The sequence below is a fragment of the Gottschalkia acidurici 9a genome (assembly GCF_000299355.1).
Classification (GTDB): domain Bacteria; phylum Bacillota; class Clostridia; order Tissierellales; family Gottschalkiaceae; genus Gottschalkia; species Gottschalkia acidurici.
This window is the reverse complement of the sequence record NC_018664.1, coordinates 2,423,946-2,438,564: the sequence shown is the minus strand read 5'-3', so window position 1 is coordinate 2,438,564 and position 14,619 is coordinate 2,423,946. Positions and strand designations below refer to the sequence as shown.

Genomic DNA, 14,619 nt, shown 5'->3' with positions numbered 1-14,619 from the left:
GAACGACTTTTATTACCGTAATAGGTATTATGCCTTTCTGCGCCCATGTCCAGAAAGGCTTTTTTGTATATAAAAGCCTGAGGACTAAGGTTGCCATAAAGTTATTGAATAGAAAAGAATAATATGGTGGGGTGAAGAAATGAGTGGAATAATATATTTAGAAGATGGAACTATTTATGTAGGTAAAGGTTTTGGATATACAGGTACTTCAGTAGGAGAAATAGTATTTAATACGGCTATGACAGGATATCAGGAAGTTTTAACTGATCCTTCTTATGCAGGTCAAGTAGTAACTATGACATATCCGCTTATAGGAAACTACGGAATAAATAAGAATGAAAAAGAATCAGAGGGAATATTTGCAAAAGGATTTATAGTAAAAAACGTATGCAATACGCCTTCTAATTATATGAGTGAAGGGACACTAGACGAATTACTAAAAGAAATGAAAATAGTTGGAGTATATGATGTAGACACTAGAAGTATAACTAAAAAAGTAAGAAGTTTAGGTTCTGTAAAATGTGTAATAACTAATGAAGACTTAAAAATAGGTGATTTAGAAAAACTAATAAAAGAAACAAAAATAGATGATAACTGGGTAGAAAAAGTAAGTATAGCTGAGAAAATTCATATACCAGGAGACGGGAATAAAGTCGCGGTAATAGATTGTGGTGCTAAAGGAAATATAATAAACTGTTTACAAAAAAAAGCTTGTGACGTAACAGTATTTCCATATGGAGTAAGTTATGAAGAACTAATGAGTATAAATCCAGATGGAGTACTGATAAGTAACGGACCTGGAAATCCTAAAGCAGCATCAAAAGTTATACCAGTTATACAAAAACTTATGGAAGAAAAAGTTCCAACATTCGGTATATGTCTAGGACACCAACTAATATCTCTAGCAGTAGGTGGAGATACTTATAAAATGAAGTACGGACATCGTGGAGGAAATCATGGAGTATATGATATAGATACAGATAGAGCATATATAACTTCACAAAATCATGGATATAGTGTAGATGCTGAAAGTGTTAAATCAAAGGGAATGGTAATAACACATATAAATTTAAATGACGAAACTGTTGAAGGGATGAAGCATGAGAATTTACCGATATTCTCTGTACAATTTCATCCAGAGGGAGCACCAGGACCAGATGACTCAGAATATTTATTCGATAAATTTATAGATATGATGAAGGAGGGGAAATAATGCCATTAAATAAAACTCTAAAAAAAGTGATGATAATAGGTTCAGGACCTATAGTAATAGGTCAGGCGGCAGAATTTGACTACTCTGGAACACAGGCTTGTAAAGCTATAAAAGAAGAAGGAATAGAAACTGTTTTAGTAAATAGTAATCCAGCTACTATAATGACAGATGCAAATGTTGCAGATAAAGTTTATATAGAACCATTAACTATAGAGGTACTAGATAAAATAATGGATAAAGAAAGACCAGATGGATTACTAGCCGGTTTTGGTGGGCAAACAGCTCTAAACTTAGCTATGACTCTACAAGAAGAAGGAATATTAGAAAAATATGGTGTGAAGTTATTAGGAGTAAAACCTAATACTATAAAAAAAGCAGAAGATAGAGAAATTTTCAAAGATTTAATGGTTGAGATAGGAGAACCTGTAGCGGAGAGTATAATAGCTACTAACTTAGAACAATGTGAAGATTTTGTATCTAATAATGGATACCCAGTTATTATAAGACCGGCCTATACACTAGGAGGAACTGGTGGAGGTATAGCTTCAAACCATGATGAATTAGTAGAAATTTGTTTAAACGGTATAGAAAAAAGTCCAATAGGACAGATATTATTAGAGCAAAGCGTTGCAGGCTGGAAAGAAATAGAGTTTGAAGTAATGAGAGACGGAAAAGATAACTGCATAGTAATATGTGGTATGGAGAATATAGATCCTGTTGGAGTTCATACGGGAGATAGTATAGTTGTAGCACCTTGCCAAACATTAAGAGATAGTGAATATCAAATGCTAAGATCATCAGCTCTTAAAATAATAAGAAATCTAGAAATTGAAGGTGGATGTAACGTACAATATGCTTTGGATCCATTTAGTCAAAAATATATAGTTATAGAAGTTAACCCTAGAGTTAGTCGTTCAAGTGCATTAGCCTCTAAAGCGGCGGGATATCCAATAGCTAAGATAGCTTCAAAAATAGCGATAGGATATAGTTTAGATGAACTTAAAAACTATGTGACTAAGACTTCCAGTGCATTCTTTGAGCCTACACTAGACTATATAGTTGTAAAAATACCAAAATGGCCATTTGACAAATTCTCAAAGGCTGCTAGAAAATTGGGCACACAAATGAAAGCAACTGGAGAAGTTATGTCTATGGGTAGAACTTTTGAGAGTGCGATACTTAAAGCATTGGACTCATTAGAAGGAAAGTTTGTAGGTATAAAGATGCCTAGTTTACTTGAACTTTCTAAAGAAGAGTTAATAGAAAAAATTCAAATGTGTGATGATGAAAGAATATTCGCATTAGCTCAGGGACTAAGAATAGGTATGTCAGTAGATGAACTATATGAGTTAACGAAAGTAGATAGATGGTTTTTAAACGGGATCAAAAATATAGTTGATATGGAACAAACTATAAAGAATAATGAATTGAACGGTGAATTATTGAAAGAGGCTAAAAAAGTAGGATTCACGGATGCTGAAATAAGTGAATTAAGTAATGTTGATATAGATAGAATCTCGGAATTAAGAAAAGAAAATAGAATATACCCAGTATATAAAATGGTTGATACTTGTGCTGCGGAATTTGATGCACAAACTCCATACTATTACTCTTGCTATGAACAAGAAGATGAAAATGAAATATCAGATAAAAAGAAAATAATAGTTCTAGGATCAGGACCTATAAGAATCGGTCAAGGTATAGAGTTTGACTACTGTTGCGTACATGGAGTGTGGGCTATTAATGAAGCAGGATATGAGTCAATAATAATAAACAATAACCCAGAAACAGTAAGTACAGACTTTGATACATCAGACAAACTATATTTTGAATCACTATATATAGAAGATGTAATGAATATTATAGAAAAAGAAAAACCAGAAGGTGTAGTAGTTCAGTTCGGAGGCCAGACTGCTATAAACTTAGCAGAGAAGCTTAGTAAAAAAGGGGTAACAATACTAGGAACTTCATTTGAATCTATAGACTTAGCAGAAGATAGAGGTAAATTTGGAGAACTTTTAAATAGTTTAAATATACTATCACCACAAGGAAGTATGGTTACAAACTTAGATGAAGCTCTAGAGGCAGTAAAAAAATTAGGCTACCCTGTAATAGTAAGACCTTCATACGTTATAGGTGGGCGTGCAATGCAAGTAGTTTATGATGATGAGTCATTAGAAAACTATATGACAGAAGCAGTTAACTTATCTAAAGAGCATCCAGTATTAGTTGATAAATATGTAATGGGTACTGAGATAGAAGTAGATGCTATATGCGATGGAGAAGACGTACTGATACCTGGAATTATGGAACATATAGAAAGAACAGGGGTACACTCAGGAGATAGTATAACAGTTTATCCACCAATAACTTTAAGCAAAGAAGTTATTGATAAACTAGTAGAAAGTACTACTAAAATCGCTACATCACTAAAAACTCTTGGACTTATAAACATTCAATATGTGTATGACGGAAAAGATATATATGTAATAGAAGTAAATCCAAGAGCATCAAGAACTGTACCTATATTAAGTAAGGTAACAGGAGTTCCTATGGTTAAACTAGCTGTTGAATCTATGTTAGGCAAAAAGCTAAAAGACTTAGGATATGGCGTAGGATTAAGAGATAATGAAGACCTTTACGCTGTGAAAATACCAGTGTTCTCCACAGAAAAGTTAGGAGATGTGGATATATACCTAGGTCCAGAGATGAAATCCACAGGAGAAGTACTTGGAGTAGACTCTGATTTAAGTAGTGCAGTATATAAAGGATTTAGTGCTTCAGGACTTAAAATGCCAACTAGTGGTGGAATGTATATATCTTTAAGAGATGTGGATAAAGCAGAAGGAAAAAGTCTAGTAGAAGAATATCTAGCACTAGGATTTAAATTATATGGATCACTTGGAACTAGTGAATATCTAAACAATAATGGAATTGATTGTGAACCTATAAAATTAACACAAATAGAAGAAAAGATAAATAATAAAGAGATAGACTTAATAATAAACACTCCAACTAAAGGTAATGATAAAGAAAGAAGAGGCTTTAGACTAAGAAGAAAAGCAACTGAACATAGAATACCTATATTCACAAGTATAGACACAGCTAAACTATTTTTAACAGCTATAAATATTAAGAAAGACAATAAGAGTGTAGAATACAGAACTATGAGCGAATATTTTACAAAATAATTCATAAAAGATATAAAAGGTAGTGACAAGTTTTTTACTTGTTCACTACCTTTTATTAGTTTAGATTGTTAATAATTTCAATTATGAAAAAGGTTAATTAGTCTTTAACAAGGATTTTTGTAACTTCTGCAATATATAAAATATGATGATCTTTATCTGGATAACACTTTTGGTCTAAATTTGAGTCTACAAAACACTCTAGCTTAAACTCTTGTGAATATAGCTTTTTACAAAAAATCACTATATTGGCTTCTTCAAAATAAGGTATATCGTCTATATGTAGAACAGATAAATTTGCTTTTTTGATTTTATCTTCATCTCTACCTGACACAGTACCAAGATAACTAAGTTGTTTTCTAAAACTTTCATCAAAAAAAGTAAGTGAAAAGCTATCAGAGTTATCAACAAACTCTTTAGTATAGCGCTGTGGTCTTATAACAATATATGCAACATTTTTAAACCACATTACTCCAAATCCACCCCATGAAGCAGTCATTGTATTAACTTTTTCATTATGCTCTGCAGTTACTAACATCCAGTCTTTGCCTATAAGTTTAAATGGGCTTTGATCAAAATTTTCTGGCTGGATTTCAATAAAATTAGACATAGCACATTCTCCTTTTAATAGAAATTTATTTTGATGGTTATTTATGGCTAATTATAACAGAAATATTGATATCTGCATAGTAAAGAACTAATTACTTTTAATTTTAAAATTAAAATGTAAAATTTTTATCACATAATATTGTATACTAGAGGTATATATTATTATAAAGAAAATGAGAGGTGAAGATTGTGAAATATATCGTAAGACAAAAAATATTTTCTCTTGGAGATATATTTAATATAACAGACGAATTTGGAAAACCAATCTTTCAAGTAGAAGGGAAAATATTTTCAATAGGAAATAAGCTAAATATATATGATATGAATGAAAAGCATCTAATATATATAGAACAAAAGATATTTAAATTTTTACCTGAATACAATATTTATATAAGAGATATACAAGTAGCGAGAGTAAAAAAACAACTTACATTTTTTAAATCAAAATTTGACATAGAAAGTAATTATGGAAATTTTGAAATAGATGGAGATATTTTTGATTATAATTTTAGCATATATAGAAATGGAAGACCGATAGCTAGTGTAGATAAAAAGTATATATCATTTTCTGACACGTATTCAGTAAACATAGCTGAAGGAGAAAAGGATGAGTTTATATTAGCTCTAGTTATAGTTATAGATCAAGTACTACATGATAATAATAATTAATAGAACAATATGTAATCATATTCAGTCATTTATTTACTAACCATAATATATATTATTCTTAATGAAGCAAGCCTATATCCTTTGAAAAAAAGTTTTTAAAATCAACATCTTATATAAGTTATTAGATTTATATGGCAAAATATTGTTAATTTTTTCTCTAAAGATTATTTTTATGTTAAAATAGAATAGATAATAAAACAAATATGATTCCTGTGATGAAGGAGAAATGCCATACCTTCATCACAGGAATTTATAGGATTATAGCATATATAATATCACATGTATTAGGAATAATAATTTTGAAGAGGAGTGCATATAGATGATATCTAAGAAAATGGTTGGATATGTTGAAGCTAGTTCGCTCATAAGAGCTATGTTTGAAGAAGGAAAGAAACTGGCCTCAATCCATGGTGCAGAAAATGTATATGATTTCAGTCTTGGAAATCCCAATTTAGCACCACCAGAAGAGGTAAAACAGGCAATAATAGATATACTAAATAATGAATCATCGACTTATGTTCATGGATATATGAATAATTCTGGATACGAGGATGTAAGAAGCATTATTGCAGAGTCTTTAAACAAGAGATTCGGAATGGATTTTAGTGAAAAAAACCTGATAATGACTGTTGGTGCTGCTGGTGGACTTAATGTAGCTCTTAAGACCATTCTTAATCCTAGTGATGAGGTTATTGTATTTGCTCCTTATTTTGGTGAGTACAGAAGCTATGTATCAAACTATGATGGCAATCTTGTAGTCATTTCACCAAATACAGTTAATTTCCAACCAAACCTTAAAGAATTTAGAGAGAAGATAACGGCAAAGACGAAGGCGGTAATCATAAACTCTCCTAATAATCCTACAGGAGTTATTTACTCTGAAGAGACAATTCAGGAACTTTCAGATATCCTGAGAGAAAAGCAGAAAGAATTTGGAACAAGTATCTATCTTATTGCAGATGAACCTTATCGTGAACTTGCGTATGATGGTATAACTGTTCCATATATTCCGAAATATTTTGAAAACACTATTGTAGGCTACTCATATAGTAAATCCCTTTCTTTACCTGGTGAAAGAATAGGGTATTTAGTTATTCCAAACACTGTAGATGATTTTGAAAATGTACTGTCAGCTGCAAATGTTGCAAATCGTATTTTAGGATTTGTCAATGCTCCATCATTGCTTCAGAGAGCAGTAGCTAAATGTATAGATGCAGAGGTAAATGTAGCAGCTTATAACAAAAATAGAGAAGTTCTTTACAAAGGATTGACAGAGGTTGGATTTGAATGTATAAAACCAGAAGGCGCATTCTACATGTTTGTAAAATCACCTATTGAAAAAGATATTGATTTTGCTAACATGGCGAAAAAATACAATATTTTAGTTGTTCCAGGATCTGCTTTTGCATGTCCAGGCTATGTAAGAATTGCCTACTGCGTATCCTATGAAACTATTATTAATGCTTTGCCAAAATTCAAGGAGTTAATGGATGAAATTAAGGGTATTAAATAATTAAAATAAGAAATGCTCCCTTTAGAAGTAGACAGACAAAAAGAAAAGTCTGATATTTTAAAGGGAGCATTTTTATAATTATTATGAAAAGCTATAACATAAATCTCATATAATAAGTATTAAGAGCTCATAAACCAACATATAGAAATAAAGTTGATATAAATTGGGTATAAATTTAAAAAAATGGGTGAAAAATAATGAGAAAAGACTTGAAAAATATTTTTAATAGATTAAAATATATATAAAGGGCAAAGAAGGTCAAAGTCAGAAGGAGTGGTAAAATTGGCACGACTCAGTAATATAATAGAAGAGTTTATAAAAACTATGTTACGTAGTGCAGACGATGGAATAATAGAAATAAAGAGAAACGAATTAGCACAGCAATTTGACTGCGCACCTTCACAAATAAATTATGTACTGACTACGAGATTTACTTCAGATAAAGGGTATTATATAGAAAGTAGACGTGGTGGTGGAGGTTATATAAGAATTGTACGACTTAATATAAATGATAATGAATATATTAATAATTTAATATTAAATATAATAGGGGACTCTATAACTAAAACGAAAGCTTTTAGTTTAATAGATAATTTTATAGAAGAAGATATATTAACTGAAAGAGAAGGGAAGATTATAAAAGGAGTACTTTCAGATAGATCTCTTGGAGAATGTAAAGATACTAATGAATTGAGAGCAAACATACTTAAAAATATACTAATTGTACTTTTAAGCTGATTTATAATTGTAAGAAAAAGGAGGTAGAAGAATATGATGTGTGAAAATTGCGGTAAAAAACCATCTACATTTCATATGACAAAAGTCGTAAATGGAGACACAACAGAAGTTCATCTTTGTGAAGATTGTGCGAGTAATAATAAGGAATTTGACTTTAATTTTGATTCATCTTTTTCAATACAGAATTTATTAGCAGGACTTTTAGATATGCCTAAAGACGAGAAAGTTACTACTAACTATATACAGGATATTAAATGTAAAGATTGTGGAATGACTTATGAACAGTTTAGAAAGTTTGGAAAATTTGGATGTAGTAACTGTCATGATTCCTTCCATGAAAGACTAAGTCCGTTATTGAAGAAGATACATGGTCATGATACTCACATTGGAAAAGTTCCTAGAAAGGCAGGAGGAGCAATAAGAATAAAAAAAGATATTGATTTACTAAAAAATAAACTACAGTTATCAGTTAAAAATGAAGAATTTGAAAAAGCAGCAGACTTAAGAGATGAAATAAAAAGGTTGCAAAAAGAGTTAGAGGATAATTAGGGGGTGAATTGATGAATAAGTGGTTAGATGGAAGTGGAGATGAACGGGATATAGTTATAAGTAGTAGAATAAGACTTGCTAGAAATATAGAAGGAATGAAACTACCACAACATATAGAAGAATCAGAAGGAAAAAAAGTTGTGGATATGGTTAGCAATGCTATTTTAAAAAATTCAAATATCCCTGAAGATGAGTTTACCCTATATAAATTAGAAGATATGTCTAACTTAGATAAAAATGTGCTCGTAGAAAAGCATTTAATTAGTCCCGATTTATTAAAGAAACCTCAAATAAGCAGTTTTCTTCTAAAAAATGATGAGAAAGCTACTATAATGATGAATGAAGAAGATCATGTTAGAATTCAGGTTTTACTTTCTGGACTCGACTTGGAAAAAGGATGGAATATTTGTAACAATATAGATGATATTATAGAAGAAAGTGTAGACTATGCATATGATTCCAAGTTTGGATATATTACTTCATGTCCTACTAATGTAGGTACTGGATTAAGAGCTTCTGTAATGGTACATTTGCCATGTTTGGTACTGACCAAAAATGTAAATAGAATATTGCAGGCTGTAAATCAACTAGGTCTTGCTGTTAGAGGAATTTATGGAGAGGGAACAGGTTCACTTGGGAATATATTTCAAATATCAAATCAAATTACTTTAGGAGAATCAGAGGAAGAAATCATAAGTAAGTTGAAAGGTATAGTGATACAGATTATAAATAAGGAAAAAGAATCTAGAAAAATATTATTAAGTACGAAAAAAATTGAATTAGAAGATAAAATATATAGATCATTGGGTATACTTCAAAATGCGAGAATTTTGAATTCAAAAGAAACAATGAATTTTTTATCAGATATTTGTATGGGAATAGGTATGGAGATTCTAAAGCAGATAGATATAAACACTATTTACAACTTGATAATAGACACACAGCCAGCAAATATACAAAATATCTATGGTAAAGAGCTTTCAACTACAGAGAGAGACGTTAAGCGAGCGGAACTAATTAGAGAAAAGTTAAATAATTAAATAGGGAGGTTTTTTATATGGCCACTTTTGGAAGGTTTACAGAAAGAGCACAAAGGGTTGTCTATTTAGCCCAGGAAGAAGCAGAGAGACTAAATCATAACTATATAGGTACAGAGCATATACTTTTAGGGTTAGTAGCAGAAGGAGAAGGTATAGCGGCGAATGCTTTAATCAATATAGGAATAGATTTAGATGATTTAAGGGCTCAAGTTATAGAAGCAGTTGGAGAAGGAAAAGAAATAGTTAAAGTTTTAGGATTTACTCCAAGAACTAAAAAAGTTTTTGAACTTAGCTTTGAAGAAGCAAGAACATTCGGACAGAACTATATAGGTACAGAGCACTTACTTCTAGGACTTATAAAAGAAGGAGAAGGAGTAGCTGCTGCAATATTAAGGAATTCAGGAATAGATTTAGAAACAGCTAGAAAAGAGGTTATTAGTATGCTGAATCAAAACTATGGAAAAGGAAATTCAAATAATTCACAGTATAATGCTAACTTAAATAAAACACCTACACTAGACGAATATGGAAGAGATCTGACTGTACTTGCTAATGAAGGAAAAATAGACCCAGTAATAGGTAGAAGCAAGGAAATAGAGAGAGTAATACAAGTATTAAGTAGAAGAACTAAGAATAACCCTTGCTTAATTGGAGAGCCAGGAGTAGGAAAGACTGCTATAGCAGAAGGGTTAGCTCAAAAGATAGTATCTGGAGAAGTACCAGAGTTATTAAAGGATAAGAGAGTAGTTACTCTAGACTTACCATCTATGGTGGCGGGTGCTAAATATAGAGGAGAGTTTGAAGAAAGACTTAAAAAAGTTATGGAGGAACTAATAGAAACTAAAAATGTAATTTTATTTATAGATGAAATGCACACTATTATAGGTGCAGGTGCAGCTGAAGGATCCATAGATGCATCTAATATATTAAAACCAGCATTGGCTAGGGGAGAACTTCAAACTATAGGAGCTACTACGATAGACGAATATAGAAAATATATAGAAAAAGACCCTGCTCTAGAGAGAAGATTTCAACCAGTTATGGTAGAAGAGCCTAGTGTAGAAGATACAATTAAAATATTAGAAGGACTTAGAGACAGATACGAAGCACATCATAGAGTAAATATAAGCGATGAAGCTTTGAAAGCTGCTGTTGAACTATCTAGTAGGTATATAACAGATAGATATTTACCAGATAAAGCTATTGATTTAATAGATGAGGCCGCATCTAGAATTAGACTAAAATCTGTTACACCGCCTCCTGAATTGAATGAACTAGAAGGAAAGCTTGAAGAATTGAATCATGAGAAAGAAGAAGCAATAAACACTCAAGATTATGAAAAAGCTGCGAAAATAAGAGATGAAGAAAAAAGTATAAAAGAACAATTAGAGAAGAGACAGGAAGAGTGGAATCAAACTAAACATACTTCTGAGAAAGAAGTAGTGTATGAAGACATAGCTCATGTGGTTTCAACTTGGACTGGTATACCAGTTAAAAAAATGAGCATGGAAGAATCAGAAAGACTTTTAAATTTAGAAGAAATACTGCACAAAAAAGTAATAGGGCAAGATCAAGCAGTAAAATCTTTAGCGAGTGCAGTTAGAAGAGCAAGAGTAGGATTAAAAGATCCTAATAAACCAATAGGAACGTTTATATTTGTTGGACCAACTGGAGTTGGAAAGACTTATCTAACAAAATCTCTTGCAGAAGCACTATTTGGTGACGAAGATGCAGTTATTAGAATAGATATGTCAGAGTATATGGAAAAACATTCTGTATCTAAGTTAGTAGGATCACCTCCAGGGTATGTTGGGTATGATGAAGGTGGACAGTTAACTGAAAAAGTGAGAAGAAAACCATATTCAGTTATATTATTTGATGAAGTTGAAAAAGCTCATCCAGAAGTATTTAATATATTACTACAGTTATTAGATGACGGTAGACTTACAGACTCTAAAGGTAGAGTTGTAGATTTTAAGAATACAGTTATAATTCTTACATCTAATGTTGGGGCAAGTACTATTAAAAAACAAAATACTCTAGGGTTTTCCGCTCCAAGTGAAGATAAAGTTGAGAAAAAAGAGTATGAAAAAATGAAAGAAAATATAATGGAAGAGTTAAAACGAACATTCAGACCAGAATTCTTAAATAGAATAGACGAGACTATAGTATTCCATCCACTAAATAAAGATCATATAAAACAAATAGTAAATATAATGGTAAAAGATTTAGAAAAGAGATTGGAAAAATTAAATATACACATAGAAGTTACAGAAAAAGCTAGAGATTATATAGGTGAGAAAGGTTTTGATCCTGACTATGGAGCTAGACCACTAGAGCGAGCAATAAGAAATCTAGTAGAAAACGAATTGTCAGAAGAAATGTTAAGAGGAAATATATCTAAAGATGATTCAGTAGAAATAGATTTCGATGGTGAAAAATTAGTATTTAATAAAAGAATAGTTAATGTATAAAGCTAGATATAAAGTTAAATAAATAAAAGCTGTCTTGTTAAAAAAAAGACAGCTTTTATTTAAGTATATAGATTGATTGAAATAAGGGTATTTATAGAATATAATGGTTTAGTAAGGTTTTTTTATATAGTTACATTAGGAGGTTTTTTGTGTGGCTAAATTGAAGAATAGATATAGCTGTCAAGAATGCGGGCATGAAAGCCTAAAATGGCTAGGAAAATGCCCATCTTGTAACAGCTGGAATTCCTTTGTAGAGGAAATATATGATGCAAGATCTAAAGGTAGTATTTCGCCTCAAAACCTAGAAGTAAAAGTTGAAAAACTTGTAGATATAAAAACAGAAGATGAAGAAAGAATAAAGACTGGTTTAAATGAACTCGATAGAGTTTTAGGAGGAGGAATAGTAAAGGGATCATTAACTCTAATAGGCGGGGATCCCGGTATCGGAAAGTCAACACTCTCTGTCCAAGTAGCTAATAACATATCTAATATGGGATTTAAAACTCTTTATGTATCAGGAGAGGAATCGGCAAAGCAGATAAAAATGAGATCAGATAGGCTTGGCATAAAGTCAGATGAACTCTTTTTATTACCAGAAACTAACCTTGATATAATAATGGGTACAGTAGAAAAGATAAATCCTGATATTCTAATAATAGATTCTATTCAAACAGCATATAATCCTAATATAGAATCAGCACCCGGAAGTGTAAGTCAAGTTAGGGATATTACATCTGCATTAATGAGAACATCAAAGTCGAAAGAAATGGCAAGTATCATAATAGGACATGTTACAAAAGAAGGTTCAATAGCTGGTCCTAGAGTATTGGAACATATGGTAGACACTGTGTTGTATTTCGAAGGAGAAAGGCATAACACTTATAGACTACTTAGGGGGGTAAAGAATAGGTTCGGTTCAACTAATGAAATAGGAATCTTTGAAATGAGAGATATAGGACTAGTTCAGGTAAAAAACCCATCTGAAATGCTCTTAACAGGTAGACCTCAAAACACAGCAGGTACAGTAGTAGTTCCAAGTGTGGAAGGAACAAGACCGATGTTAGTAGAAGTACAAGCGTTAGTGAGCAATACATTATTTGGTATGCCTAGAAGAGTAGCTACAGGAATAGACTATAATCGAGTAGTACTAATGATAGCAGTTTTAGAAAAAAAAGTAGGACTTCATCTACAAAATTCAGATGCATATATAAATATAGTAGGTGGACTTCAGATAAAAGAACCTGCTATGGATCTAGGTATAGTATGTGCTATAGCATCAAGCTTTAAAGATGTAGCAGTAGATTCTAAGACGGTAGTAATGGGAGAGGTAGGACTAACAGGAGAATTAAGAACTATAAGCTTTATAGAAAATAGAATAAAAGAGGCTTCAAAGTTAGGATTTGAAAGGGCAATAGTGCCTATGGCAAACCTTAAAGGACTCGGAAAAATAAAAGGTATAGAGGTTATTGGGGTAGCTAATATAGAAGATGCTTTAAGAAAAGTTTTAGGAGGGTAGTTATGTAATGAGAGAGGAAAATTCTAAAAAAGACAGTATATTAGAACATTTAAAATGCATATCTCCAGGAACATATCTAAGAGATGGACTTGAAAATATAGTAAGAGCTAAAACAGGTGCACTTATAGTATTTGGAGATAGTGAAGAAGTTATGGATATAGTAGATGGGGGATTTAGTATAAATAGTGAATTTACACCTGCTAACATATATGAGCTTGCAAAAATGGATGGTGCTATAATATTAAGTGAAGATAATAAGAGGATACTATTTGCTAATACTCAAATGCTTCCAGACTCTTCAATAGTATCTAGAGAAACTGGTACAAGACATAGAACGGCAGAAAGAGTTGCTAAGCAAACAGGGAAGCTAGTTATAGCTATTTCTGAAAGAAGAAATATAATAACTGTTTATAAAGGAAATCATAAATATGTATTAAAAGATGTAAATGAAATATTAAATAAAGCTAATCAAGCAATACAAACATTGGAAAAATATAAAGTAGTTTTAAATCAAGCGATGGCTAATTTAAGTGCATTAGAGTTTGAGAATCTAGTTACTGTTTTTGATGTAACGAAGGTATTACAAAGAACAGAAATGGTTATGAGAGTAGTTGTTGAAATAGAAAAATATATAATCGAGCTGGGAAATGAAGGAAGACTTATCGAGATGCAACTAGAAGAGTTAACAGGGAACACTGAAGAAGATGGTTTAAATATAATTAGGGATTACTATGTTCATAGTGAGTATAAGGACTATAATGATGTAAACAAGGAAATAAAGAGGTTAAGCTCTGATGATTTATTAGAACTTAATATTATAGCTAAAGTTTTAGGATATGATGATGGAATAAACTCCCTAGATTTAAATGTACATCCTAAAGGCTATAGAATTCTAAGTAAAATACCTAGACTACCCTCTACTGTTTTAGAGAATGTAATTGAAGTTTTCGGTTCTCTACAAGATATTCTTAAGGCATCTATATCAGAGCTAGATGATGTTGAAGGAATTGGAGAAATAAGAGCTAGATCTATAAAAGAAGGACTCAGAAGATTTCAAGAACAATCCATAGTAGATATGCATATTTAAAAAAATGTCATCTTTATTAATGA

At 31.4% G+C, this 14,619-nt stretch carries 11 protein-coding genes; 10 read left to right on the top strand and 1 reads right to left on the bottom strand.

All coding sequences use genetic code 11. From position 1 onward, the window contains the following. Positions 1 to 139: 139 nt before the first annotated feature. Both carA and carB read left to right on the top strand, forming a co-directional pair. On the top strand, positions 140 to 1,213 hold the full coding sequence (gene carA / locus CURI_RS11635) for a glutamine-hydrolyzing carbamoyl-phosphate synthase small subunit (RefSeq protein WP_014968462.1): 1,074 nt from the start codon (positions 140 to 142) through the stop codon (positions 1,211 to 1,213). After that, complete coding sequence (gene carB / locus CURI_RS11630) at positions 1,213 to 4,404, top strand: carbamoyl-phosphate synthase (glutamine-hydrolyzing) large subunit (RefSeq protein ID WP_014968461.1); 3,192 nt, start codon at positions 1,213 to 1,215, stop codon at positions 4,402 to 4,404. The genes carA and carB overlap by 1 nt, the downstream gene beginning before the upstream one ends. Positions 4,405 to 4,501: 97 nt before the next feature. Here carB and CURI_RS11625 read toward each other — a convergent pair whose 3' ends face one another. Then, entirely contained in the window at positions 4,502 to 5,011 is a 510-nt protein-coding gene (locus tag CURI_RS11625) for a flavin reductase (RefSeq protein ID WP_014968460.1), read from the bottom strand. Between the two features lie 188 nt (positions 5,012 to 5,199). Between CURI_RS11625 and CURI_RS11620 the strand changes: the two genes are divergently transcribed. From CURI_RS11620 to disA, 8 genes are all read left to right on the top strand, one after another. Further along, the gene (locus CURI_RS11620; protein WP_014968459.1) at positions 5,200 to 5,679 is read left to right on the top strand and encodes an LURP-one-related/scramblase family protein; all 480 of its coding nucleotides are present in this window, start codon (positions 5,200 to 5,202) and stop codon (positions 5,677 to 5,679) included. 319 nt (positions 5,680 to 5,998) lie between these two features. Next, positions 5,999 to 7,192, top strand: a complete 1,194-nt coding sequence (locus CURI_RS11615) for a pyridoxal phosphate-dependent aminotransferase (RefSeq protein ID WP_014968458.1) — start codon at positions 5,999 to 6,001, stop codon at positions 7,190 to 7,192. A gap of 282 nt (positions 7,193 to 7,474) precedes the next feature. After that, complete coding sequence (locus CURI_RS11610; RefSeq protein WP_041701808.1) at positions 7,475 to 7,930, top strand: CtsR family transcriptional regulator; 456 nt, start codon at positions 7,475 to 7,477, stop codon at positions 7,928 to 7,930. A gap of 33 nt (positions 7,931 to 7,963) precedes the next feature. Then, positions 7,964 to 8,479, top strand: a complete 516-nt coding sequence (locus CURI_RS11605; protein WP_014968456.1) for a UvrB/UvrC motif-containing protein — start codon at positions 7,964 to 7,966, stop codon at positions 8,477 to 8,479. A gap of 11 nt (positions 8,480 to 8,490) precedes the next feature. After that, on the top strand, positions 8,491 to 9,519 hold the full coding sequence (locus CURI_RS11600; RefSeq protein WP_014968455.1) for a protein arginine kinase: 1,029 nt from the start codon (positions 8,491 to 8,493) through the stop codon (positions 9,517 to 9,519). A gap of 17 nt (positions 9,520 to 9,536) precedes the next feature. Then, positions 9,537 to 11,993, top strand: a complete 2,457-nt coding sequence (locus tag CURI_RS11595) for an ATP-dependent Clp protease ATP-binding subunit (RefSeq protein WP_014968454.1) — start codon at positions 9,537 to 9,539, stop codon at positions 11,991 to 11,993. 151 nt (positions 11,994 to 12,144) lie between these two features. After that, the gene (gene radA, locus CURI_RS11590) at positions 12,145 to 13,509 is read left to right on the top strand and encodes a DNA repair protein RadA (RefSeq protein WP_014968453.1); all 1,365 of its coding nucleotides are present in this window, start codon (positions 12,145 to 12,147) and stop codon (positions 13,507 to 13,509) included. 7 nt (positions 13,510 to 13,516) lie between these two features. Further along, a complete protein-coding gene (gene disA / locus CURI_RS11585; RefSeq protein WP_014968452.1) occupies positions 13,517 to 14,596 on the top strand; it encodes a DNA integrity scanning diadenylate cyclase DisA in 1,080 nt (359 codons plus the stop codon). Positions 14,597 to 14,619 lie beyond the last annotated feature (23 nt).

Bases quoted from the DNA above. Each gene is read 5' to 3' on its own strand.
- carA (WP_014968462.1), top strand. From the start codon at position 140: ATGAGTGGAATAATATATTTAGAAGATGGAACTATTTATGTAGGTAAA.
- carB (WP_014968461.1), top strand. From the start codon at position 1,213: ATGCCATTAAATAAAACTCTAAAAAAAGTGATGATAATAGGTTCAGGA.
- CURI_RS11625 (WP_014968460.1), bottom strand. From the start codon at position 5,011: ATGTCTAATTTTATTGAAATCCAGCCAGAAAATTTTGATCAAAGCCCA.
- CURI_RS11615 (WP_014968458.1), top strand. From the start codon at position 5,999: ATGATATCTAAGAAAATGGTTGGATATGTTGAAGCTAGTTCGCTCATA.
- CURI_RS11605 (WP_014968456.1), top strand. From the start codon at position 7,964: ATGATGTGTGAAAATTGCGGTAAAAAACCATCTACATTTCATATGACA.
- CURI_RS11600 (WP_014968455.1), top strand. From the start codon at position 8,491: ATGAATAAGTGGTTAGATGGAAGTGGAGATGAACGGGATATAGTTATA.
- CURI_RS11595 (WP_014968454.1), top strand. From the start codon at position 9,537: ATGGCCACTTTTGGAAGGTTTACAGAAAGAGCACAAAGGGTTGTCTAT.
- disA (WP_014968452.1), top strand. From the start codon at position 13,517: ATGAGAGAGGAAAATTCTAAAAAAGACAGTATATTAGAACATTTAAAA.